A 23,011-nucleotide genomic window follows, 5' to 3' on the forward strand; every position below is an offset into this window, starting at 1 on the left:
ATTACCGTGCCAAGATCCCGAACTGTACTGGTAATCCCTCCCCCACTGGTTCTTCGCCCGATTCTCCTTGCAAGCTTTTCCTACACTGTTCCTACACTGTGGATGCGCCACATTCCCGGCTACGTTTGGCACCGCCCGCGCCGGCGAACTTATCTAAACATTGCCCCAATGAACATGATCTATCGTAAAGAAGGAGGAAGATTCCATGACAAGACCCGGAGCGGATGCCCGGCGGACCACGATGCTAGACAAGCTCCTCGAAGCGGGCGCTGGGGGCTTTGGCACCGGCCCCGGTCTCGCCAGCGTCCTGGAGAGCGCGATCCCCATTGAAGCCAGCGAGCCCTTTAGCTACCTGCGCGAACGCACCCAGCACGTCCACGAGGAAGGCCCGGGAGGAGATCTCTCGGCGGCCGACTTCCCGGACTGTCACCCTGAGGGTTTGGCCGTTTTGGCAGAACTCGCCGGAGGGCGGCACATGGACGCGATTCCGCCCGTGTTCTTCGAGGGCTCCTTTCCAGCCGATAGGGCCACCGCCTTCGATCCGCGTCCTGGCGAGACCGCTGGGATGGTCAGCACCGACCTCGAAAGCGTGAATGCCGGGGTGCTCGTGTTTTGCGGCGAGGACTTGCCAGAGAGGGTTGGCATCTCGCTACCCGATCAGACGCGCTACGTGTTGCGCGTAGTGCCTTACGTCGACATTGGAGCCGGCGCCACGAACATACACGGGCCGCCGATAATGTGGCTGATCCCGGTATCGGAGCACGGCGAGGTACTGGTGGAGCCAATAGACAAGGACATTGCTATCTTCGTCTACCCAACCCCCGAAGGCTCTGACTGGGACCAGGATCAGGGTGCGCGTATTGTCCACCAGAGCCTGCGGTCAATGCTCTACGGCGTGCTGTTCGCAATGTGCTGCGCAAATTCCACAGCCAATTCGACAACCGAGTGCGTCACGGCCGGATCACCGTCTTCGGCCGGGATCGGCACGCTGCACATTTCGGCACTTACCCAAAAGCTCGACCGGGAAGGGAAAGCTAAAGAGCTTGGCCTGGGCCACGCCCTTACGGTATGCCGTGAGGCATTCGGGCCTCTAGGCTGAGAGGCTAGGCACACGCGGATCGCGCCGGGCTACTGAACCTGATCTCCGACTACCCTTTGCCCAGGGTGATCCTGGTGCACGGCAAAGGTGGCGCGCGGGTAACCCTTTAGAGTCCCTACACAAGGACCGCAAGGTGGTGCAGGCGATCAACGGGTCAGTGGTGGACCTCGCAAGCCGCCGTAGTACGGCAAGGCCGCACGCGGCAATGCGCACCACCTCGCTAACGTGGGCGATTTTGAGCACGCTGCGGGAGAAAACCAGCCCTCGGAATATAAAGACAAATGTTTGCATTTTCAAACAAATGTCCGGCCTTCCTCTTCCCCGCACAAGGTTAGCAGGTTTAACACCCATGCAGAAGTGTGGGTGGAAGACGGGTTGGTGCTGATGAAGTTCCCGGACGAGGTGGACGTCGAACATCTTTTTCACAGGGGGCGCTACCGGATGGAGCTAAGGCGGAGTATGGATGCAGATCAACAAGATTTGCGAGTGGAGATCCTCAGAGGTCCATCCTGATCGAAATCCGCCTGCTGATTAACTAAATTATCAGTAAACTAAAAAATCAATTAACTGAATAATGAGTTTGCTGATTAGTTGATTAATCAATTAATCGCGCGTATCCTATAAACCATGATAATCACGGTCACTAGCCATAAGGGAGGAGTGGGCAAGACTGTTACGGCTGTACACCTTGCCGCTTATCTCAGTTGGCATACGGGTATGAGTAATGAGGCGTCAACCCTGCTAGTGGATGCAGATCCAAACCACAATGCCCTGCGCTGGCAGCAGCGTGGAGCGCTGCCCTTCAGTGTCGTAGCCGAAGAACAGGCGGCGGAACACGCCCCAAAGCACCAGCATATAGTCATAGATACACAAGGCCGTCCAGGTAAAGATGATTTAGAAGCGTTGGTACAGGGCTGTGATCTACTGGTGATCCCTTCTATGCCGGATGCACTCTCGCTGGACACCTTGATGCTAACTATCGGGGAGCTCGAAGAGCTAGGTCGAAAAGACGGGTATCGGGTACTTTTGACTTCGGTGCCGCCTTGGCCTATACGATCCGGCAGCAAAGCGAGAAGGACCCTAGAAGATCTCGGAGTACCACTATTCGACGCCGAAATACGTCGTAGGGAGGCATTTCAGAAAGCAGCCATTATGGGCGTGCCTGTATATGATGCTAAAGACAGACGGGCTACAGACGGCTGGAATGACTATTGCCGGGTAGCGGAGGAGATCACCACACAAACATGAGTACCGACCGAACTAGTAGCACAGGATTTGACTGGCTAACAAAAAGGAATTCCGATAGCGAAACCGACACGAGAGCTCCTTCGAGCGTGCCGGAGAAGGAGAATGAAGGTCCAAGCGAAAAGGACTCCTCTAAATCCTCTAAAGAGCCCCCCCGTCCTTCGCAGAGGGGTAACGCAAAAAGAAGTAACACACCGCGAGGGAAAACGGGATCGGCGCCAAAAAAGGGAAAGGCATCCAAGAGCAGAAATCCAGATTATGATCTTATGGGGGTTTATATCCGGAAGGAAGTCCGAAGACAGATTGATCGAGCGATAGCTGCTCGGAAGGCATCCGAAGAGAAGGTGCAATACAGTGATCTCGTTGAGGGGCTAATAGTCGAGTGGTTAGATAAGCAAGGATTTCCGCCAGAGTCAGAGGAGTCCGAAAATCAGTGATTTTAGTTAACTGATTAAGCAATTGTCTGATTAATCAGTTAATGGGCACTGGATAGAGCAAGCCACACATGTTTGCTTTGGGTACTGGTCCTGAACATCGCATGCACGCGTCTTGAGTCTGCAGAAGACCAGGAAGTAGGGGAGAGGAACAAGCCTAGATGCTTCATCCGACCGCCCGGACCCTTTGTGCCACGGGACCGCGCGAGCTCGAAGCGGGCTCGTAGAGGACGTACTCGCCGGACTCCAGCTCCCGGTCGTCCCGGATCTCGGAGCGGTGGAAGAATACGTCGCCGCCGCCGGGCCGTACTATAAACCCGAAACCTTTCTCGGAGTCGAAAAATTTAACTTTTCCCGGCTCGCCGGTGGCGCCGGCTGCGTGTGTGCCGTGATCGACTTGCCAGCCAGTACCCGCGGCCTTTTCCGGTCCTCCAGTCGCTGCATCCGCTGCGTCATTGCCGCCGAAGATCGAGAAAAGATCCGGGCTCTGTGCAGTATCTCCTGCGGGAGCTGGTTTGAGGATGATCCGGCAGGGCTCTATGACTACCCGGACATCACTCACACCGTCGAACCCTTCGCGGAAGCGGGGATCGTCGGCGACCGCCGGGTCCAGCCACAACCCGTAGCCCTCCTCGCCCTGGTCCAGCACTCCCTCGAAGACACTCACCGGCTTATCCAGTGTCTCGGCTTCGCCGGACGGGGTGGAGGGGGCCTCCCCGCCTCTGGGGCGCATGATCCGGTTGCGCGAGCGGAAAGACTGTACCGAGGAGGACGTGGTGCCGAGAGCGGTCCCTATCCACTCGTCCGAACGGCCCTGTGAAACCCACTGCTCTATCTCGGTGCGGTGCTTCGAAAGCGAAATACGCCTACGCTTACCGCCGGCGTGCTGAGAGTGTTGCATTAGACCTCCGCGTTGGCGCCCAAATGATTGCCCGATAAATACTCGTCAATAATACTCGCCAGTACATAGTAACGTACAGGACTGATACTGGACTGCACGGATGGCGAAACTATCCTTGAAAATCGCCATATAACCGGCATTAGCAAGGGTAGACCGTGGTGGATAAGCAAGGGTAGACCGTGGTGGATAAGCCCAACACTACCCGCAGCCTCGACGATACCTTAGAGGCCGTAGACGCTCTCTTCGCCGCCGATGGACCTCTCGCGGAGATCAAGGACGGCTACAGTCCGAGACCTGAACAGATCCAGCTCGCCAAGGAGACTGCGAGAGCCGTCCACGGCGCGGACACCCTGCTCGGGGATTGCCCCACGGGTGTAGGAAAGGGACTTGGCTACCTTGCGGGTGGAGTGCTAGCCGGAGGTAAGCTGGTGGTCTCCACGGCCACTCTCGCGCTCCAAGCGCAGCTCCTTAACCAGGACCTGCCGCTACTGCGTAAGGCGGTATGTAGGCTCTACGGCTACCCGGAGGAGGAGGGCTTCTCGTTCGCCGTGATGAAGGGTAGATCTAACTATCTCTGCATCAACCGCTACGAGAGCACCCTGCAGCAGCCCGGTATGCTCGACGGAAACACCCTCCAGGACCTCATAGACTTCCGCGAGTCCACCGAAACTGGCGACAGGGAGGACCTCCATAAACCCGTACCCGCCAGCCGGTGGCTCGAGGTAGCGTCAGATGGCGAAGACTGCGCTCCAAATGCGTGCAGTTTCCGAGAACAATGCTTCTACTATGCTCACCGCGACAAGGCCGCATCAGCGGACGTGATCGTGGTCAACCACGCTTTGCTTCTTGCGAATGCCGCCTCCTACGGCAATATCTTCGACGTCGGAGGCCGTCACCTAGTCGCGGACGAGGCGCACCGTCTCGAGGAGGTTATGGGGGAGGCCTTCGGCCTCAAGGTGTCAAACTGGCGCATCAAGTACGCCATGCGCCAGGCGCTCAAGAAAAACGAGGATCTGAAAGAGTACACCGACCGGGCCGAGTCCGCCGGTGACTTATTCTTCGAGGGGCTGCGTGAAAACGTCGAGCTTGGCTCCGAGGAAGCCGCCCCATCCTCTTACTCCACGCTCTACGATTCGCTTCAGTCGGTAGAGAGGCTTCTAAGGAACGACCCGCGCGAGGAGGCGAACAACCTCTCGTTCATGGTCATGCGGGTGCGAAAGGATCTCAAGGCGTTCTACTCCGATCCTCTCGCAAGCCACACTTACTCGGTGGTTGCCGGCAGATCGACAGATCCCAGGCGCAAGCCATACCCGGAGCTGCGTTCGTGGCTGATCGAGACCGGGGAGGTTTTCCGCGACGAGGTGCTCGGTCTGTTCGCCGATAAGGGCAAGGTCCTGGTCTCTGCGACCTTGGCCTCCTCGCGCAAAAAGGGCAGTGGGGGAGAATCCAGGGGCTCTTTCAGATACGCCCGCGAGCGGCTCGGCCTAAGAGAGGAGGACCTCGAGGCGGCTCTGAATGCCGAGAATGCCGAGCTGGACGAGGACGGGTTGCCGGCCGGAGCGTGCCCGGCCGGTGAGATAAGGGAGCTGGCATCGCCGGAGATCTTCGACTACTCCCGGCGCGCGCTGATCTACACGGAGCCCGCCAGCAACAATACGGATAAGCCAGCAGCCGACCTCGACACCGTACGCCGCACCGAGGAGCTCGTAGAGATCGCGGGCGGCAACACTCTCGTCTTGCTCTCTACCTCGCGCGCGGTGCGGGCTTTCCAGGAGAACTTCGAGACCGATTATCCGGTCAGATTCCAGGGAGAGGACTCCCCTGGAAGACTGGTGAAGTGGCTGCGCGAGACCGAAGGCGGAGTGCTAGTGGGCACGCGAATGTTCTGGGAGGGTTGTGACGTCTCGGGTGAGGCTCTTGGCTGCGTGGTCATTGATAAGGTACCTTTTGCTGCCCCGGACGATCCGGTAATAGCCGCCCTGGTATCCCGAGCGGGCAAGGATTGGTTCCGCTCTGTTACTCTGCCGAAGGCTCAGGTCGCGCTCAGGCAGGGCGCGGGAAGGCTAATGCGGACGGCCACGGACAGAGGCGTGATAGCCCTGCTGGATCCCAGGATAAACACCAAACCCTGGGGCAAGGCGGTGATGAACAGCCTGCCCGGTGCGCCGATTACCGACTCCATCGAGGACGTGCGCCGACTCTCGGGTACGTACTTCGGCCACAGAGGATCAGCCGGCCCGGAGCCTACGGATCGCCGGGACGACCGCCGCCGGGCGTGAAGTAGCGCCGGAACACCTCAAGGGCCAGTGCTGCCCACACCCCGAGTAGCACCAGCGCGCCCGCAAGCCACGTGATAAGAGTGGTTACGGAGCCTGACGCAGGTGCAGTGAGCCCCATTAGCAACAGCGCCGCCGACATCAACAATAAGGCAAGGGCCAGCCTGTTTGCCGAGAGGTGTTTAATACCGGGCATCTCGATGCTCCACTTCTCTATTCTTATGCCACAGGCGCTTACAGATAGCGCACCTCGTCCTCGGGCATGTACTGTGGCTCCTCAATCTCCTCCTCGACCGCGCGGCTGTTCTCCCAGATCGCCAGCTTCTCGTCGTGGGTGAGCTTGCGCGGCGGATCATCGAAGGTCCAGTGCTCGGCGGCCATGAACTCCTCGAAGGTCTCTTCGGGCTGCTCTTCGTCCTCGCCGGTTAGCCGCTCGAGCTCCTCGTCGATATCCTCCTTTACGTGGTGCTCTCTCGGCGTAAGTCTCTCTACCTCGTGGGGAGGGAGACGGCTGGCGTGAAAGCCACCCTCTCCGGCCGGGTACAGCGCCCAGGTGCGGATCTCCTCGACCATCTTCGGCACGTGGTACTCGGGAGCGGTCTCGGAGACAGTGTTGGTCAGCACGACATGCGCCACGTCGCCCGTCTCGGCCACAGCCCCTGATAGCTTGCGGTACAAGAGCCTAGCCATCACCCGCTCGGCCTCGTCGTCCTGGCGAGAATAGTCGACCTGGCCGGTCCTCTCGTTACGCAGCATCATCGTGGACCAGCCACCACGGGACAGCCTGTCGGAGCGGATCTCTATGTGGCCCACGCCGGTCACGCACTCCTCGGCGGCCTCTATCATCCCGGTGATGGACCGGGTCCTCGCCCGCTTGCGCGCGCTCTCTTTTTCTCTATCTTCTGTCATGCTGGTATTCATTGTAGCGGCTCCTTTCTCGTGATCTTGAACGTTCTTATGGACTCGGCTCACGGTCGACCTGGAAGTCACAGAGCGGGGTAGCGCAGGTACTGCATGTTCGCAACCGGATAGGCCCCGGCGGTCCAGCTTTGGCTACCACATGGTAGGCCGGGAGCTATCCATACCGCCGGGGCCGGTCTCAATGGCAGGTGAACAGTTGTCCCAACGAGGCTTCGCCGTGGGAGGTCCTTTATCCTTCACCAGCTCGCGCACGGAGCCGGAGTTCACGTCGGCGGAGCGCGCCCTGGCTGGAGGTGAGTCCGTGGTAAGCATGTCGTTTGTCCCTAGATGTAGCTCTCGTGCTCCTCGCCTAGCTTCTCGCTGTGTCTATCAGTGGTCTTTTTCATTCGAACTGCCGGTATGCAGCGGGATAACCACCCGCAATATAGTAAGAATCGCAAACGGCATGCTCAGCACAAGTAGGACCCACATTAACTCTGTTGCCCAACTCTCGAAGAGTCCGTTACCAAAGAACCTCCCCGCAACGAGGTACACACCACCTACCATTACAAGCCCCGCCGCGCCTACCGCCAAAATGGTGCCAAAGAACGCGAGCACACCTTTCAGAGCTTTGTGCTGCATAGTTATCTCCTTTCCTCCTTTTCCGCTCCGCTCGACGTTTACTGGGCTGCTAATCACAGACCATCTAGTCCAGGAGACTCGCGTTGCCTTCAGCAGCAAGCCTCAATAGTGTCTGCCCGTGACAGATCTCCGGGCTATAGAGCGTGAGTGGTGTGCCGTCCTTTGGCGCGCACCAACAGGCCAGTACCGGACTAGGATGCCAGAGGAAAAGCCGGAGCGTTTCCAAGTCGATATTCTCCCGGGCATGTAGCTCGTAGAGCTCGAGTACTTTTGGAAGGTCGCCGTCGCGGCCCACCTTGTACGGGTTAGCGTAGGGGCTTTCAGGTAAGTGGTAGCGAGGCATTGCACGCCCGACATACAACTCGTAGGGGACTTCCGAGAGTACGTATACGACGCTCCCGGTTTGTTCCTTAGCCACCCTTCACCTCCCGCAAGGACTCCGAGTAGGTCTCTGAGATAGCCCCGGCCTCCCTGAAGGCGGCGATCACGTCGGCCTGACCGTCCTTACCAAGTCCGCTGGAGAGCGAGGTCTTGGTCACGGTGACCACCTGGGCCATGGTCTCCTCGGGCAGATGCTCGAGGAGTATGGCGTATGCTTTTGCGGAGTCTATGTTCTCCCGGCGGGTCTCTACCACCTTTAGCACCTTGCCCTCGGTGGTGGATACCTCTCTGGCGTAGACGTAATCTTGCAACGCCTGGCGCGTCTTTTTTGCCGCCGCTTCCACCGCCTGTAGCTGCTCCCACATCCTTGCGGCGCGCCGGTCGGTTAGCTCTTCGGGCGGGCCGTCCATTATGGCCTGTGCAGCACCTGCGATTGCCGGGCAATGAGGAAGTGCGAGGCAATGTTTACAATGGCTTCCCTCACGGTACACCGGCTCACCCTGCCGGGCCTTCTCTACCCGGCCGGCTATACGGGCGAGCTCCCGGTCGGCTGCTTCGAGATCCTCGCGCTCTAGGGTGTGGGCGTGCAGATCCACGGAGCCGTCAGTACCGATACGTCCTATCTGTATCACTGCTTCGTCCCGGCTGAAGGCCCTGGCTGCGGCGAGTCCCAGAAACCGGAGCTGGTGGTTGTCAGCGGGGTGGGGGACCTCGCCCCGGCCCGTTTTCCAGTCCGTCACCACCACGCGGGTATCCTCGACGGCAACCACGTCGGCTGTACCGGGTATCGAGCCTTCGGGAGCGCCCGAGTAGTCGCGGTGGTGCTCGCCTTCCAGTAGCCCAGCCTCTCCGGGTACTCCCGCTAGGGAAGCGGGGGAGAGGTAGAGCCCTAGCTCGGTGTAGAGGGTGCTGTAGACGTTCGGGCGGGACGTGTCCATTATCTTTCGGGGGTCCAGCTTGCGGCAGACGGCCGCGGCCTCGTGGTCTGAGGGAAGTAAGCATTCCTCTTTCTGTAGCAGTGCGGCGATGTACTCGTGGACGGCCGTGCCGCGTTCGGCGGCTTCACCGGTGGTCTGTACGTGTTTGTGGGCCTGGGAACCCGGACATGTGTCCGCGAGCTCCAGGCGGCTGGCTGTAAGCTGTGGCTGGCTCATGGCACTATTCATGGTGCTGTTCATGTTGTTCTTCATGGCACTCTCCTTATGATGGTGGGTCTTATGAATCCGGTATATGGACGGTGAGGATGGTGCGAGTTGCAGGGATACGCCCGACACGGTTAGCAGCCCGGTGAGCCAGCGCCCACGCCATTGCCTCTATCGGTCAGGGCGCACTGCTGCGGCCCAGACAGGCCCCAGATCCCGACGCCCCGGCTGCGAGCTTGTTGCTGGATGGACTCGAAGAGGGGCCTGTCCGCCGTGTTTGGCTCATAGAAGAGATCTTGAGATAGGCCGAGCTCCAGCAACAGTTCTGCGTGGAGCCTCTCTCGTCCGGGAGCGGAGACGTTGCCAAGGAGCCTCCCGTAAGGATCAACCATCTCCTTTCCGAGCGTGAGCCGTACTTGCTTTCCTTCTAGCTCTCTACTGGTGAAGTTCGTAGCTTGTGCTGACAGAGGCTGTGAGCTATCCGTTTCCGGCGCGTCCACGCCTATTAGCCTCAGATCACTCTTACCGTCTATGGCGGGCTGTATCTCCACCGTGTCGCCATCCAGAACCCTGGTGACGGTTACGGTGCGGCTACCGCCCGGTTGGCCGGACGCACCGGTGTCACCGGCCGACTGGGCGATCTTCTCTGCCTCTGTCTTGCCCCGCTCCACGGCCTACTGGACCCCATCCTGGGCCTCTTCTATGCCGCCGGAGCATCCGGTGGCTAACACAATGAAGATGCCTAGTAGCAGGTACGGGAGGACCCGCCAGATTTTAGGGTGTCCCGACCGGGTTTTTACCGAGGCGCTGACCCTACAGCGTCGATTCGGGGTTTCATCATTTTGTCTCATCGGGTTCAGCTCCTCTCCTAGATTCGCGGGGCGTGCCTCATGGGGCTCATGCCAGGAGTTTCATGTCAGAAGGCTCTGCTGGAGGGGCTCGCCGGAGTGTCTGCCGTGGTCCTCCTCGGGAGCGGCAGGGCTCTCATCGGCCGGAGTCTCGTGAATAGACCGTGTTCCGGCGTCAGGTTCGGAGTTCCCGTCCCGGATCTCCTGCTCGCGGACTGTCTCATAAAGGGCGAGGGCCGACCTCGACCACTGGCGCATCGTGCGCTTGAAGTCGTCCACGGTCTGCTCTTCCAAAGCGTCCGAGATCTCCTGATGCTCCACGGACATGCTCTCGAACACGGTGATGGCCGCCGGGATGGAGGGAAGGTGTCGGGTGGCTGTACCCTCCCTCGCGGCGATCCTCCCGGCTACGAAGCGGACTAGCTCGCGCAGGAGCTCCTTTTTCAAGAGGAGATCGTGGTTATCTGCTACGGCTTCAGCGAGTTCCGGGGCTAACTCCGCTGCCGGCTCGCAGTGCAACCGGTCCCGGTCCTCGGAGAGCGCCAGATATATCCCGGCCTCCCTGAGCGCGAAGTAGGTCTCGTAAGAGTCCACCTGGCGAACCTCCTAGACTTCGCTAGCTTGCCTAACCTTTCTGGCTTCCCTACTCGGCCGCCCGCTCCTCACCGCCCGAGTCCTTCGGGGTGAGGCGGTCTATCCACTCTTCCGCCTCGCTGCGACTCAGTTGGGAGAGGGACTTGCCGATGCGTTGCTCTAGCCTTTCAACACCGTTCTGGCCCCTCCACTCCTCGGCGAGGGTCTTTATGAAGTCGATCTGACTCTTCGGAGCCTTCGACTGCTCCCGGTTTTTCGAGACCTGGGAGCTGCTTTCCTCGTCGTCGTTGCGTTGACCGTCAGAGGTCTGTCCGCCGGCACTCTGGCGGGGCAGGTCCCGTACGTTGCTCGAATTACGCGCCGATTGATCTTTATGTTGCGCGGAGGTTTGACTGCTGTTACTCTGTCCCTGGTTACCTGATGAGCCAGGCTGTCCTTCTTCGCTATCGACCACCTCCTCCAGGGCAGCCGCCGAGACGTTGACCGCATCCCTCAAAGCGCGCGCCTTAGCCCGCGTCTCCGACATCCTGATCAGGTGCGGTACTATGTTCCGGGAGACGTTTTGCGGACTGGCGTCCCCGATCCCCGAGTAGGTCTTTAGCTCGCCGGAGCCCGGGTTCTCCTCGATCTGGACGGTCGCCTTGACTATGGCTACCTGACCGTTTGAGTCCTCGGGCACCTGTATAAGCTCGGTGTCTATTCCGACCAGGCCGCGGCTGTGAGCCTCATTCAAGAGCCCGGCGAACAAAACGAACTGCTTGCCCTGACGTTGAATCATGAACTCTTCACGCATCGGATCATCCTCCTCGTATATGGGGGAAGGTACAACGAAAGCGGCGGGTTGACCCCGCTCATCTATTAGAGGCGGGTCAACCCGGCCGGTGTAAGCTAGAGGTACTCCTATCCGGGAAACCGGACCCGGATCTCCTGTACCTTCCGCACCCGTGTAGTCTCCTCGGGCTCTTCACCTCGATCTCCGTAGATCCGCTCCAGAAGCCGCTGGCCCTGCTTTACGGGGCAGTCCTCCCTGTGATCTGGCCTTGACTTGGGTAGTTCATGCGTCTCTCGAATAGCCCACCCGCGCCTGCCGCAGTACACACAGTACGTGCCATGGCAGTCCTCGGCCACCGCGGCCAGCGTATTTGGCCGGTCTTCCGGCCGTTCATGAACCGCAAGCCGGGCTAGAAGGTCCATAGCCTGTCGCTCTCTAGAGTTTGTCAGACGGATCAGGACGCGTCGCGAGGAGTTCCAGAGTGCCTCTCCCTATAGGAACGCATCTTTACCCTCGATCCGCAGATCTCCATGACGCACCAGCTACCCGAACGGTTCTTCGAGGCGTCATAGAAGATCCACTGACACTCCTTATTGGCGCAAGCCTTTAGCCGCTGCCAAGTTCCTTCATAGCCCGCCCTAATCGCCGCGATCAGCATGTCTTCGACAGCCTTCTCCGTGCCGGTAAATGGAGAGCACAAAAGTGGCCGTCCCGCCGAATCGAAGCTGACGCCGAGCCCAGTAGTACTGACCAGGTCATTAAGTCTCGAAGAAGCCTTCGTAACCTCTAGCGATGTCCCGAGGTTGTGTGAGAGCAGTATGTCTCGTAGCCCCTCTCGCAACTCACGCAGGCGTGCGAGTTCAGTATCTCCAACTGAGTCTACCGGGCTGTAGCCCGATTCTTCGAGCCACCTCCTGGCCTCCTTGGAGCTTTCGAGATGGTCGTAGCCTCGCATCCGATTTCTCGTGTTTACGAACCGTTGCACGCGGTCAAGTGTTTCCGGGGCTTGCTTCGTCTGTGCTGCCTTTTCTGACATGGTTTCCTTAACCGGTCTCTTCCGAACCTGGAATATCTAGTCCCATGTTACCGCCTATACGCTTTGACTGGTTCGGCCCGCTGGTGTAAGTTACTGTCTTACACGTTTTGACGGTAACTTAGAGAGAGGCGGTACCGTGAGTAAGACGACTAGACTGGCACTGGCGGGGCTGGCCGCGATTGCGGTGGCCTATGGGTTCGCCCGCTATGGTTACGGCCTGTTCGTACCTGCCTTCCGGGAGGAGTTCGGGCTCTCTACCGCGACGGTGGGGCTTATCTCGAGCGCCGGTTACGCTGCCTATCTCTCAGCGATGGTCTTGACCGGGTTCCTTGCCGGAAGGACGGGACCGAGGCTTCCGGTGGTCACGGGCACCGTGTGCGCCGGTACGGGGATGCTCCTGATCGCCACCGCGCAGAGTGCCTTGCCGCTCGTTGTTGGGGTGGTGCTGGCGGGGTCTAGCCCAGGCTTCTGCTGGGCGCCGTTCTCCGATGCCGTCGCCATGCTGGTGGAGGGGGAGCGCCAGGGCCGCGTGCTCTCTGTAGTTAGCACCGGCACCACCTTCGGGCTGGCGGTGGCCGGCCCTGTGGTACTTCTGACCGCGACCGGAAGCTTCAGTGATGGTTTGGGATGGCGTTATGCCTGGGCTGCATTCGCCGTAGCCGCCTTGCTGGTGGCCCTCTGGAACGCGAGGCTCCTGCCAGGGGAACCATACCGTAAGGCGTCCGTGGAGACCGGGAACGGGGAAGGCGTGAGTAGAACCGGCATCGGCTGGTTTCTATGCCGTAGATCGGCTCCACTGCTAGGCCAGGCTTTCACTTACGGGTTGATCGCCGCCTTCTACTACACCTACGCTGTAGACCTCGTGCGCCGGTCGGGGCTCGCAGAAGCGTGGGGGCCGGTACTGTGGAGCCTCGTGGGTGTCGCTGGGGTGACCGGCGTACTCTCTGGTGACGCCGTCTCGCGGTTTGGCCTCAAGAATTGTCTCACTGCCTGCCTCGGCGTACTCGCCGTCTCAATCGGTGCTCTGAGCCTTACGGAAGATTCCGGGCTACTCGTAATTGTTTGTGCCTTAGTGTTCGGAGCGAGCTACATGCCGATCTCCGCTCTGCTGGTGGTCTGGAGCGGTAACGTCTTCCACGAAAGGCCAGCCACCGGCTTCAGCGCAGTCCTGTTTTCTCTGGCTTTAGGCTCCATCGTCGGGCCGGCTATCCTTGGCGCGGTAGCGGGGATCTTCGATCTACGAGTAGCATTTTGGTGCGCTGCTGCGTTGACGGCGGTAAGCATCGCGCTCAGCCCGAGTTCCGACATTCGCGGCACAGCGCCAAAGGTACCAGCCGACAGTACAGAACCCGCGGCTTAGGCAGGCTATGATGGAGAGGAAGATGAGTAGCCAAAGGGCTGAGCGCCAAGGGAGCGAACGGCCACGGCTCCGCGCCTCACGACCCGGTAGGAAGCCAAAGTTTGATCGCGAATCTTACGCCTGGCGCAAGGTGGTTGAGCGATGTGTGAACAAGCTCAAGCAGTGACGATGCCACGCCACGCGCTACGAGAAGAGGGCTGTCAACTACCGGGCTGCTGTTGTGATCGCTGCGTTGTTTATTTGGCTGACTTCACGATCCATTAGACCCGCCCTAGAACCACGATGCCCTGAAGAGGGGAGCGTCCGTAGCTCTCCAAAACGCTAACATTCTCCTCCAGAGCCACTCCGGCACTAGCCTCGGTGAGGACATCTCCCAGTCCACGTCCAGCCGCCAGCCGCCGACGCGCCGCACGTAGCCGCTCTCCAAGAGATACTCCCGGTGCGTGTCGCACTCGACCCACACTAGCCTTCGCTCCAAGGTCCGCGCGAGCTCCCCTGCGCCCCCGTACAAAAGCACCGCGAACCGGTATTCCTCTACCTGGGGATCGGCAACTGCCCTATCTAGCATCAGCCCGCCACGTGCCTTGCGGTAACGCGCCACCGCCAGCACTTGACCCCGTTCCTCGGCTACAAGAAAGCGTTCCTTGAGGATGTTCGGCCCTCCTACACCAGCGCGGTGCCGGATACTTGCCACGGCATTCGCGTCGTCGGCTGTAGCCCGGCGAATCTCCATGTCCCTCATAGCCTCTCCTAACCCCGGTCCGACTAGGCCATAGGCAACTACTCCAGTAGCCACGTTCGTTGCCGTTGACCGGTAGTAGCAACGCGATTCTTTGCCAAGCCTCATCTATTGGTCCACTTAATCTCCAAGCTGAGTTCCTTTTACTTCGTATCCGAGTCGGGCTGAAGCTTCAGGAGAGCGCCGAACCTCTGGGAGGCCGTGAGGAAGCAGACCAAGGCGCAAAGCTCGGCTATCTCCGCCTCGACAAAGTGTTCTCTAAGGTCAGTAAACACCTGGTCTTCGACAGCCAGATGATCCTCTACTACCTGCCGAGCGAAGTCCACTGCTAGCCGCTGCCTACGGTCGAGATGCTCCTCGGCCGGCATTCCTTTGACCATGCAGTACTCGCAGCGGTTGCCAAAGGCCAGGGTCCGGCGGACTTGCTCTTTTAGTTCGGCACCCAATCTGCTCGGTCCAAGTAGGGTATCTTCGAGTTCACTCCAGCGAGCGAGGATCTGTGGGTTATGGCCCATTAGGCGCTCGAAGGGTGTCGCTCCTTCTCTGACAAAAAGGATCCTGGGCATCTCTTCACGCTCCTTACTATTCTGCTTCTGGACAGTGACTACGTCACTTTAATAAAGTGTCTACTTACTTTGAATGGACAATAAAAGCAAAACTGGTTTCAGTACTTTGCTTATATTGGTAAATGGCGGAGGTAGGTTTGAATAACGAAAAAGCGCTCGATAACGTTGGATGGGCTATCCTTGGAGAGCTTCAAAGCAACGCTCGCCTTTCCCTGAACGAGATCGGGCGCCGGGTGAATCTCTCTGCCCCGGCAGTAGCCGATAGGATAGAAAAGATGGAGACGGCGGGCATCATCACTGGCTACCATGCTGCGGTAGATGCTGCCAAGGTGGGCTTACCCATGAGCGCCTTCATCCAGGCCGATTCGGCGGGTAGCTCTTACGCCAAACTTGTCGAAATGGCCCAGACTCTACCGGAAGTAGCCGAATGTTACCGCGTGACCGGTCAGGAATGTCTAATCATTAAAGTGAGGGTCTCCTCAATCGAACACTTACAGGGAGTGATAGATAGGTTCGCCACCCTTGGCCCGGTCAACACTTCGGTTGTCCTATCCAGCGTGATCGAGTGGCGACCTCTGAAACGGAACGAAGACGCAACAGAAGCGTCCTAATGATTCACCAGACAGGCCCTAGTGCTCATCTCCGTCCTCTCGATTCGAGAGGTCTGAGACGCCGTGCAAAAGCTCCACCGGCGACTCGGTGCCGGTCTCGCGTTCCCACCAACTCGTAAAGGCGGCGAGAAAGGTGGACTGGTACGGGCGCTCGTGGATCTGCTCTCTCGTAGCCGCGTCGAAGATCCGGCCCTCGTATACCGTCCGGCCGTCCCCCTCGATGGTCTCTATGACCTCATAGACGAGACCGGGGACGTGGGTGAGGCCCCCGAGGGTCGTGTAGTAGTCGTGGCCCTCGGCGTAGTGGAAGGCGAGCAGCCTTGGCAGCTCTGGGTTCTCGGGACGCGCGTTGTACGTGGAGTTATTCGTGGTCATGGTCATTCTCCTGGTAGCGTAGCCTGCCGGGTCTTACAGATAAGCTTACGAAGCGGCGAGCTCGTCCATCTCGTCCACCGCCGGGGTGCTACGCACGTAGCCCTGCCGGGCGTCGAAAAGAGAGCGGCAGTTGAGGACTGTACCTTCGGTAAGAAGTGTGGTGAGGTAGGTGAGCACGACGTTCGCGGCCACGAGATTGGTGGTCATTCTCTGTGGCGCGCTCACCGTGAGCTCGTTGCACGGGATCTCGTCGGGATGCCTATCGTCGGCGTCTTCTACCTCTATTAGAGTGGGGAACGTGTCAGCCGGGAACGGCAGTACTGTCTCGCCGTCCTTTCGCGCCCCGCACACCACCTGACCGTCCCAGCCGGACTCTCTAAGGGAAATCCTCTCCTGCTTGCCTATCTGCGCATCCGGCACGGGCATCGGTACCGCCCCGTTGCCGGAGTCCAGGTAGACGATGTTCTCCGCCCCATACAGTTTCTCGTGTAGTAGCCGCCGGGTAGCAGCATTGTCTACGCAGCCGACTACCACCGCCCCGTCGCAGACCAGGTTCGCTATATCCGTGCTCTCGTCGAGGTAGTTGGGGTAGGCGTTCACCGCCATACCGTACGCCGCGCCGTAGCGCTCGCTGAGTACCAGCGCCTTGTTCCTCCCGGCGTCCTGGGGAAGATAGCCTTGCCTCAAGATGTTCCTATCCGAGACCTCCCCGCCTTCTACCAATAGGACCTCCGGTATCTGCTGTGGCAGAGAGCCGCCAGCTAGCGCGGTGGTCTCCCGGTTTGCCTGCCGGATGCTATAGAGCAGTCTTAGCACCGACTGGGTGACGTAGGCTCCCGTACCGCCGACGCCGAAGATCACGACACGGGTCCTGGCCGGATTCATCACCTTTACCGGCTTCGCCTTGTTGGTCGTGGTAGTTCTTACGCTCACAGCAGCCCTCCCGCCTCGGGCCTCCTCACGGTGGCCGCGACCACCGAGGGGTCGTCGAAGAGGTCCTCAGCGAGCAGCTCTCTGAACTGGCCGCCGCAAGAGTAGCGGAAGCGGGCCTCGGGGAGCTTGTCCGTGATGCGCCCGACCACGCCGTAGACTCCGGTCGGCTTCTCGCTGTGATCGTCCTTCGCAGAGAAGAATGAGTGCATCTTGTGGTGGGAGTGGATCTCGGCGTAGAGCACGAAGTTGTCGTCGTCTGGCAGCGGCTGGTACTCGACCTCTCCGGCACTCGCCCGCTTCTGGTTCCAGACCAGGCAAAATGTCTCGTTCCGGCGGTCGTAGACGATGTCTATGAGGGCCTCCGTATCGGGCCTTTCGGCGAAGATGCGTACCACCTCTGCCAGCAGTGTTGCCGGGGCCTTCGGGACACTCGGGTAGTAGCCCTCCGCGAGAGTGAGGCCGCTCTCCAGCCGGACCACGTAGGTGCCCGAGAGGTTGTTTCTCACTTCGTACACGCCATCGGCGCACAAGAGCCGGTAGACCGGCGGGCGAGGATTGTCCTCGCCCGGGTCAGTACCCGGAGGCAGCGTGTTCACCTGGAGGGTGCTCCTGGCCCCCGAGCCCTTCTTCTGAGCCTCGGGTATGGGGACCAGCCGGCCCTTGTTCTGGTCGTAGCGCAAGGTGAACCGGCCCTTTTCGATCTCCGGGAAGTCGTCCGCCACCCACTCGAAGATCTTCGACTCGCTCATCTCCTCTTCGAGTATCTTCGAGTGCCCGCTATACCGGAATTCAGTACCAGCCGGATACACCTTCTGAGAGCCGGTCTGCTTCGCGGTCTCTTGCCGCTTCTTTTTCTCGGCCTCCTCGGCCTCCTTCTTTTTCTGCTCCTCGCTCTTCATACCCTCCATCTCGTCTGAGCCGAACAGTGTAGAGGGCGAGGTGGTTCCAGCCGGAGGGTCCTGGGACTCTTCCTGAGTCTGCTGCGAGCCTTGCTCAGAGTTCTGCTGCTCGGGCTCCCGGCGGTTCTGCTCGCGCTGATCCTGGTCTTGCTGCTCCTGATGCTGGCCGGCGGTGTTCTGCTGGTCCTGATTCTGCTCGTGGTTTTGCTCCTGGTCGTGCTGTTCCTGGTTTTGCTGTTGGTGCTGCTCTTGGTTGTGCTCGCTATGCTCGCTCATCTCTACGCTCCTCTCTGTTGGTCGTGCAGTCCCTGTACGGTCATCTCCGTGGGGATCAGGTACTCCTCGGGCAAGCCCTCGCTTTCAAGGTGCTCCAAAAACTCGCGGTAGCCCTTCTGGGGACCGTTATGAGAGAAGCCCCGGCCGTACAAGTCCATGTTGTTCGGCAGCTCCAAAAATGCCCTCACAGCCTTGCTCGGCACCTCCTTTAGAGACATCTGAATGCGGTCCATCGTCGGCCAGCAGACTCCCTCTAGCGCGCCCCGGTATGCGTGGTAGACATTCGATGCCGGGTAACGGTAGAGGGGGGTGTCCGGTCCTGGCGGTGTCCAGCGTTTCGTCGCAGAGCTCTCGCCTTCGGAGCCCTCTTGCTCCTGCGGGCCTTCATCGTTAGAGAGGCCCGCAGGAGAAGCCTCGCTCTCCTCTAACTGTCCCATCCTCGGGTAGCCTCTTTCGGGGGAGCACAGCGTCAGCGAGAACCGCGAGACCGTCCGGCTGGCCTCCTCGTACACGATGCTCCAGACGAGGTAGGGGAGAAGCACCTCGAAGGTGACCGTATAGCCTTCTCTATTGCTCTCCAGGCAGAACAGGTAGGTGTCCGGCTCGGTGTATCCGGTAACCGTGTAGGAGCGGCCCGCCGGAGACTCGTTCACGTCTACGAGCAGCGTGTTATCCGGCACGACGGGTAGCTTAGTGGTCCTGGTACTCTCGTCGGAGAGCGACTCGACCACCGAGGAGTCGTCGAGGGCTCCGAGGAGATCAGGGTAGGTTATGGACTTGCTCGCCACGACTCCGTGCGAGTTGGTGAACTGCACCATCGGCAGCCTGTCGTCGCGGATCAGTACGACCACACTTCCGGGCAGCTCGCCACCAGAGGCGCGCCGGATCTCGGTAGCCAGCCCGTCCTTCAAAAGGGCGAGCTCGTTCTCGGGGGCGTCCATCAACGTATCCTTTCGTCTAATTCGTCAAGGGATTCACGTCTCACCTCGCGTTTCATGACGCTCCAGGCGGCCAGGAAGCGGGCGAAGAGCACGTCCTGGAACATCGAGCGCAGGTCGAAATACTCGAAGCCTATGAGAAGGATCACCGCGCTCCGGGGCGGGTCGGCCTGCCGGAGCATCCGGTCGGCGGCCGTACCGGTCTTCCAGTGATAAAGCCTCACCGTCTCGCCTTCGCCGCATCCGGCAAGCATGCAGCGGGTGAACCGCTCGACCCCCTCGGGGTCCCCATTTATCTCTACGCCGATAACGTCCTCGAAGTCGCCGGTAGGCTCGCCCTTTACGCGGTAGCCCAGAGAGCCGAGCCTGCCGGTGCCGATGCTCGCCACGCCCTCGCCGGGGTATTCATGGCGGCGTTGCGTGCCTCCGTTACCTCTGGTACGGGACTGTTCGATGTGCTCCCCTATAGAGCGCGGGGAGACGGGGGCTATGGTCTCCGCCTCTACGGGGCCTCCATCGAGGGCCGCGATGTCCGAGAGGATCTCGTCTTCTTCCATGGCGACGGCGGCGTGGTAGACGGCGACACCGAGCCGGTCTTCACCCGGTTCCTGGTCATGGGACCCGAACAGGGTGTGGACCACGGCCTTTAACTGGGAGTCGAACACTTCCATGAGGTCGCCACCCATGTAGGTCGGGTCTCCGTAGCCCCAGCCCGTCTCGTCGAAGCGGGCGCGCTCTGCGCTGCCGTCTGGTCCGACCACACGCAGGAAGTCCCTGGCGTAGCGGATGTCCTGGAGGCCGTCGAAGAGGTTGTGGTGCTCCTCCTCGCCCATCAAGAGCGGCTGCTGCTCGCGCAAGCGCCTCACTTGCCTCAAGGTAGTCACCTCCTGTGTGTTCCTCTGTATTTCTCTGTATGGATCTGGTGTGCGGTTGGTTAGATGAGCTAGGTAAGCTAGATAAACTCCGGAGCCACGGATCGCCCTATCGCTGCTGGAGCCTTCGATAGCGCGCTCCGGGCTACGGATGGTCCCTCGTTGCCGAGCTCGGTGAGTGCCAGCCTAAGCTCCGGGCATAGTCCTTCCTGGCGGTCCTCCCCTACGTTAGCCATGTAGTAGTCGTCGGCGTAGGTGTATGCCGCCTCCAGAAGATCCTCGGCGGCTCGTAGCGCCTCGTCTGTAATGGCGGCGAGCTGCTCCGATACCTCGGCCTCCTCACCGACTCCGGGTGTGGCCCGGCCAAAGCTGGCGTCCGGGGGTCCTGCGAGCCCCATGATGAGGTCCACCCCGGCCAGATACCGGGCGAGTCTCTCGTGGTCGAGCCCGGGCATTGACTCAAGCCGCTCCATGAAAGCGGTGAAATCCACGGTCAGCCGCCGGGCGGGGGAGAGGGGACCGTCAACCACCCGCCTCAAACACGTGTTTGAAGAAGGTGACGTGCTTGGTATCGGTTCTGCCTCTCCGGAAATCTCTTGCGACGTCTGCATGCTCACCTCCCTTGCTTACTCTCTTGATCAAGGTCTCGGGTAGCGTCCGGGCGCTGTCGGTCTTTACCGAGCGCTCGGACGACCCGGACGCTCTAGGCCGCACTATCGTGGGTGAGAGCCGTAAGTTTCCTGGCGTCCACACGTTCCAGCACCCTGTCACCGCGCTTTATGAGCACCTCTGCTTCGGGATGCTTTAGAGCGTGATCGGCGGCTATCCGCGAAGCTTGCTTTACGCTGCCGCGCACCAGCCCGACGAGGCTGTCCGGCTCGTTTTTCTCTCCCTCGACGAGGACCTTTATCGTGTTCCTGCTGGATATCTTGATGATCCGCTCCTAGTCCTCGTCCGTGCGCATCAGCGTAAGGACCGGGTCTTCGTCGTCTCCCGGTCCGATCACGGCCTTCACCTCGTACAGTTTCTTGTCTCCTACGGGCATGTGAAGCGTGTAGGCGAGTGCCGGCAGGCCGCTCTTGTGCGCGGCGAGGTGGCCGGTAACTAGCACGTCCCACAGCCGCCCCTTGTGAGATTCCCCGCCATCAAGTAGAGGGCTAGATAGGTCCGAGATGTCGGCGTCGAGGGCGGCGGTGATCGCGGTGTCCACCTTGAAACCGGCTTCTCTCGCGGTGCCGGTGACGTCGACGAGCACGCCGTCTTGCTTCGCCTCTTCGCGGGTGTAGACGTGGATCGGATCCCCGAAAAACTCGCTCACTCCATTCATTCGATTCGCCTGCATACCTGCCTCCTCCATATAGACTCTCTCGAGGGCTTCGGTAAGCCTGCGGCTGAACCTCCGCGCCTCGTCCGGGTGCTCGAAACGGGCCGCGGGGCTGCGCTCCATGCCCGGTACCTGTGCCGCTACCAGCGCGCGGCCGCCGATCAACGGCGCTTCGGTAATGGCGACTATCTCCGATAGCTCACACTCGCCGTCGCCAAGGCGATCGAAGGTGTAGAGGCGGACCGGACTGATCCTGGCCCTCAGTTCCGAGTCGTCCTTACCGCCATAGAAGTACTGCTCTTGTCTATGCCCGCGGATCATGGGCCTCCCCTTGAGACGTCTTCTCCCGGCGAGGATCTCGTGAACAGGCCGTCCTGGGCCGGGGCGAACACTTCATCCGGCTGGCAGTGGGTCTGCCGTCCCGTGGATAGCGGCTTGTCCAGGATCACGGTGTAGTTGCCCGAGCTGAAGGCACGTTTTACGTAGCCGTCGCGGACGATGCCGCACTTCATCCGTACCTGGATCCGCTCGCCTTTCTCGAAATGCCCGCGGCCATTCACGGCTTCCTCTTGGCTGGAGTTCCGTACACGAATATGCTCGCCTCTCCAACGCCTTCGCAGCGAGAGCAGGTAACGGTCTCCGGACGGTCGTGAGGGCCGTTGCCACACTCGGTCGTGATCCCGGCGCCGCCGCAGCCGGTGCAGTAGCGCATCTCGTAGCCGGGGGACCGGGACTGGGTTGCCTTAGCCATCTTCTACGCCACCTCCCCTAGTCCATGCTTTGGGACGCACACCCCGCACAGGTAGTCGTCGGCGTAGAAGGTAAGGTGTCCCTCCCCGGCCTCCTTCAGGTGGCGGGTGAGGTATCGGCCCTTGCACGCGGCGCACTCGGCGCTCCTTGCCTTCCAAAGCCGGGCGGCGAAGTAATGTTTGCAAAAGAAGGTCTCGTTGCCCTCCTCGTCCTTCTCATGGTGCTTGGCGTAGTCGGGGCACGAGCAGCATTCCTCGCCCTCTTTCATGTAGACGAGGTAGATGCCCTTGCCGGACTGGGAGGGTACGAGGTAGGTGTGGGGCGCGCTGCGCCGGATCTTTTCGGCGTACCTCTTGTAGAGGGCGATTCCGCGCTTGCAGCGGAAGTTCGCCGTGCTCACGGTGTTCGTCTCCGGGCGGCGCGATGCTCGCTCAGAGTCCCGGGTGTCCGCCGTCCGGGATTCGGTGTTGCCGGCGGCCGGGTTTTCGGTTATATTCGCAGTCACCACTCTTCCCTTTTCTATAGTGGTAAGAAAGCCCCGGAGGCTCTATCTTCGGGGCTTTCGTTCGTGTGGGGTTCTTAGTGCGTGCTCCTAGGACGTGCGGCGTCTCCCGGTTACATACTTCCGGGAATAGTCCTTTAGCATCTTCACGGGCTTATAGCGGGCTCTGCCCTCGAGCAGACCGTAAGCCTTCACCAACTTGCCTTCCTCGGCGTCGATCCATGATAGGACCGACTCGGCATGTTCGACGCTCTCGCCGTAAAGTGCGGCGTCCACCTCCAGAGGCGGCATATTGTGGGCCTCGGCAAGCCTGTATGCTTCGGCCTCGTCGACAACGTGGGTAGCCTGCGAGGCCGTCTGTTCGGCGCTCAAGTCTCCTCCTTACGGGTTGCCTTCGATAATCGGAAATACTCAGAGACGATCGGAAGATCGGAGCAGGCCTCGGTGGGACTGCTCACCTCTGGGGGCAGTCCCACCGGGGACGCTGTTCAGAGGGAATCAGAGGGAACGCCGGAGACCTCATCACCAATTATCCGGCGTATAGTAAGAGTCCGGATGACGAGCAATCGCTAAGGAGGAAGCTCTGAAAGCCAACA

At 60.2% G+C, this 23,011-nt stretch carries 29 protein-coding genes and 1 pseudogene; 7 read left to right on the forward strand and 23 right to left on the reverse strand.

The annotated features are described in order from the left end of the window. The first annotated feature begins 205 nt into the window (after positions 1–205). From ABD53_RS09025 to ABD53_RS16955, 4 genes and pseudogenes are all read left to right on the forward strand, one after another. A complete protein-coding gene (locus tag ABD53_RS09025; RefSeq protein WP_047865447.1) occupies positions 206–1,099 on the forward strand; it encodes a hypothetical protein in 894 nt (297 codons plus the stop codon). A gap of 20 nt (positions 1,100–1,119) precedes the next feature. Then, a pseudogene (locus ABD53_RS17980) lies at positions 1,120–1,209 on the forward strand (hypothetical protein); the annotation flags it as partial. Positions 1,210–1,726: 517 nt separating this feature from the next. Further along, on the forward strand, positions 1,727–2,347 hold the full coding sequence (locus ABD53_RS16555; RefSeq protein ID WP_084709464.1) for a ParA family protein: 621 nt from the start codon (positions 1,727–1,729) through the stop codon (positions 2,345–2,347). Between the two features lie 86 nt (positions 2,348–2,433). Then, positions 2,434–2,781, forward strand: coding sequence for a hypothetical protein (locus ABD53_RS16955; RefSeq protein ID WP_152670697.1), 348 nt, complete (start codon positions 2,434–2,436; stop codon positions 2,779–2,781). A 163-nt stretch (positions 2,782–2,944) separates the two neighbouring features. On the opposite strand, the gene ABD53_RS17985 is transcribed toward ABD53_RS16955, so the two are convergent. Further along, positions 2,945–3,679, reverse strand: a complete 735-nt coding sequence (locus tag ABD53_RS17985) for a cold-shock protein (RefSeq protein WP_047865448.1) — start codon at positions 3,677–3,679, stop codon at positions 2,945–2,947. 182 nt (positions 3,680–3,861) lie between these two features. Here ABD53_RS17985 and ABD53_RS09035 point away from each other — a divergent pair, with 182 nt between their 5' ends. After that, complete coding sequence (locus ABD53_RS09035; protein ID WP_152670698.1) at positions 3,862–5,958, forward strand: ATP-dependent DNA helicase; 2,097 nt, start codon at positions 3,862–3,864, stop codon at positions 5,956–5,958. Between the two features lie 231 nt (positions 5,959–6,189). Here ABD53_RS09035 and ABD53_RS09040 read toward each other — a convergent pair whose 3' ends face one another. The 8 genes from ABD53_RS09040 to ABD53_RS09075 form a co-directional block, all read right to left on the reverse strand. Continuing rightward, positions 6,190–6,876, reverse strand: a complete 687-nt coding sequence (locus ABD53_RS09040; protein ID WP_047865450.1) for a hypothetical protein — start codon at positions 6,874–6,876, stop codon at positions 6,190–6,192. 369 nt (positions 6,877–7,245) lie between these two features. After that, positions 7,246–7,554: a hypothetical protein gene (locus tag ABD53_RS09045; protein WP_160309658.1), complete on the reverse strand. Its 309-nt coding sequence runs from the start codon at positions 7,552–7,554 to the stop codon at positions 7,246–7,248. A gap of 7 nt (positions 7,555–7,561) precedes the next feature. Next, positions 7,562–7,915: a DUF4326 domain-containing protein gene (locus ABD53_RS09050; RefSeq protein ID WP_047865452.1), complete on the reverse strand. Its 354-nt coding sequence runs from the start codon at positions 7,913–7,915 to the stop codon at positions 7,562–7,564. Then, positions 7,908–9,068 carry a DUF2800 domain-containing protein gene (locus tag ABD53_RS09055; RefSeq protein WP_047865453.1) on the reverse strand — a complete coding sequence of 387 codons (1,161 nt, stop codon included), beginning with the start codon at positions 9,066–9,068 and terminating at the stop codon, positions 7,908–7,910. Before ABD53_RS09055 ends, ABD53_RS09050 begins: the two co-directional genes overlap by 8 nt. Positions 9,069–9,154: 86 nt before the next feature. Continuing rightward, a complete protein-coding gene (locus ABD53_RS09060; protein WP_053057869.1) occupies positions 9,155–9,691 on the reverse strand; it encodes a thermonuclease family protein in 537 nt (178 codons plus the stop codon). A 240-nt stretch (positions 9,692–9,931) separates the two neighbouring features. Next, positions 9,932–10,462 carry a hypothetical protein gene (locus ABD53_RS09065; protein WP_047865454.1) on the reverse strand — a complete coding sequence of 177 codons (531 nt, stop codon included), beginning with the start codon at positions 10,460–10,462 and terminating at the stop codon, positions 9,932–9,934. 49 nt (positions 10,463–10,511) lie between these two features. Beyond that, on the reverse strand, positions 10,512–11,255 hold the full coding sequence (locus ABD53_RS15940) for a hypothetical protein (RefSeq protein WP_053057870.1): 744 nt from the start codon (positions 11,253–11,255) through the stop codon (positions 10,512–10,514). Between the two features lie 433 nt (positions 11,256–11,688). After that, entirely contained in the window at positions 11,689–12,270 is a 582-nt protein-coding gene (locus ABD53_RS09075; protein ID WP_053057871.1) for a CGNR zinc finger domain-containing protein, read from the reverse strand. A gap of 136 nt (positions 12,271–12,406) precedes the next feature. Between ABD53_RS09075 and ABD53_RS09080 the strand changes: the two genes are divergently transcribed. Further along, positions 12,407–13,630: an MFS transporter gene (locus tag ABD53_RS09080; RefSeq protein ID WP_053057872.1), complete on the forward strand. Its 1,224-nt coding sequence runs from the start codon at positions 12,407–12,409 to the stop codon at positions 13,628–13,630. Positions 13,631–13,901: 271 nt separating this feature from the next. Here the strand turns inward: ABD53_RS09080 and ABD53_RS09085 are convergent, their stop codons facing one another. Together ABD53_RS09085 and ABD53_RS09090 are read right to left on the reverse strand one after the other, a co-directional pair. After that, positions 13,902–14,372 (reverse strand): hypothetical protein, encoded by a 471-nt coding sequence (locus ABD53_RS09085; protein ID WP_047865455.1) that lies wholly within the window; start codon positions 14,370–14,372, stop codon positions 13,902–13,904. 140 nt (positions 14,373–14,512) lie between these two features. After that, entirely contained in the window at positions 14,513–14,935 is a 423-nt protein-coding gene (locus tag ABD53_RS09090) for a carboxymuconolactone decarboxylase family protein (RefSeq protein ID WP_047865456.1), read from the reverse strand. Between the two features lie 137 nt (positions 14,936–15,072). Between ABD53_RS09090 and ABD53_RS09095 the strand changes: the two genes are divergently transcribed. Next, positions 15,073–15,546 (forward strand): Lrp/AsnC family transcriptional regulator, encoded by a 474-nt coding sequence (locus ABD53_RS09095; RefSeq protein WP_053057873.1) that lies wholly within the window; start codon positions 15,073–15,075, stop codon positions 15,544–15,546. 18 nt (positions 15,547–15,564) lie between these two features. Here ABD53_RS09095 and ABD53_RS09100 read toward each other — a convergent pair whose 3' ends face one another. From ABD53_RS09100 to ABD53_RS09155, 12 genes are all read right to left on the reverse strand, one after another. Further along, positions 15,565–15,921, reverse strand: a complete 357-nt coding sequence (locus tag ABD53_RS09100; RefSeq protein ID WP_047865458.1) for a hypothetical protein — start codon at positions 15,919–15,921, stop codon at positions 15,565–15,567. A gap of 45 nt (positions 15,922–15,966) precedes the next feature. Continuing rightward, positions 15,967–16,854 (reverse strand): ThiF family adenylyltransferase, encoded by an 888-nt coding sequence (locus ABD53_RS09105; RefSeq protein ID WP_047865459.1) that lies wholly within the window; start codon positions 16,852–16,854, stop codon positions 15,967–15,969. Beyond that, positions 16,851–18,029 (reverse strand): hypothetical protein, encoded by a 1,179-nt coding sequence (locus ABD53_RS16960; protein ID WP_047865460.1) that lies wholly within the window; start codon positions 18,027–18,029, stop codon positions 16,851–16,853. Before ABD53_RS16960 ends, ABD53_RS09105 begins: the two co-directional genes overlap by 4 nt. Before the next feature lie 2 nt (positions 18,030–18,031). Then, on the reverse strand, positions 18,032–18,970 hold the full coding sequence (locus tag ABD53_RS16965) for a hypothetical protein (protein ID WP_047865461.1): 939 nt from the start codon (positions 18,968–18,970) through the stop codon (positions 18,032–18,034). Continuing rightward, complete coding sequence (locus ABD53_RS09120) at positions 18,970–19,842, reverse strand: hypothetical protein (RefSeq protein ID WP_152670699.1); 873 nt, start codon at positions 19,840–19,842, stop codon at positions 18,970–18,972. Before ABD53_RS09120 ends, ABD53_RS16965 begins: the two co-directional genes overlap by 1 nt. A gap of 77 nt (positions 19,843–19,919) precedes the next feature. After that, positions 19,920–20,369, reverse strand: a complete 450-nt coding sequence (locus tag ABD53_RS09125) for a hypothetical protein (RefSeq protein WP_047865463.1) — start codon at positions 20,367–20,369, stop codon at positions 19,920–19,922. 173 nt (positions 20,370–20,542) lie between these two features. Beyond that, complete coding sequence (locus ABD53_RS17270; RefSeq protein WP_160309659.1) at positions 20,543–20,695, reverse strand: hypothetical protein; 153 nt, start codon at positions 20,693–20,695, stop codon at positions 20,543–20,545. Between the two features lie 87 nt (positions 20,696–20,782). After that, the gene (locus ABD53_RS15945) at positions 20,783–21,484 is read right to left on the reverse strand and encodes a DUF6573 family protein (protein ID WP_053057874.1); all 702 of its coding nucleotides are present in this window, start codon (positions 21,482–21,484) and stop codon (positions 20,783–20,785) included. Next, positions 21,481–21,723, reverse strand: a complete 243-nt coding sequence (locus ABD53_RS09140; RefSeq protein WP_047865465.1) for a hypothetical protein — start codon at positions 21,721–21,723, stop codon at positions 21,481–21,483. The genes ABD53_RS15945 and ABD53_RS09140 overlap by 4 nt, the downstream gene beginning before the upstream one ends. After that, on the reverse strand, positions 21,720–21,914 hold the full coding sequence (locus ABD53_RS09145; protein WP_047865466.1) for a hypothetical protein: 195 nt from the start codon (positions 21,912–21,914) through the stop codon (positions 21,720–21,722). The genes ABD53_RS09140 and ABD53_RS09145 overlap by 4 nt, the downstream gene beginning before the upstream one ends. 3 nt (positions 21,915–21,917) lie before the next feature. Next, positions 21,918–22,421: a hypothetical protein gene (locus ABD53_RS09150; RefSeq protein ID WP_152670700.1), complete on the reverse strand. Its 504-nt coding sequence runs from the start codon at positions 22,419–22,421 to the stop codon at positions 21,918–21,920. Positions 22,422–22,505: 84 nt separating this feature from the next. After that, positions 22,506–22,787 (reverse strand): hypothetical protein, encoded by a 282-nt coding sequence (locus ABD53_RS09155; RefSeq protein ID WP_047865468.1) that lies wholly within the window; start codon positions 22,785–22,787, stop codon positions 22,506–22,508. Positions 22,788–23,011: the final 224 nt, after the last annotated feature.

Origin of the sequence: Rubrobacter aplysinae, from assembly GCF_001029505.1 — a bacterium.
In the GTDB taxonomy this organism is placed as follows: Bacteria; Actinomycetota; Rubrobacteria; order Rubrobacterales; family Rubrobacteraceae; genus Rubrobacter_A; species Rubrobacter_A aplysinae.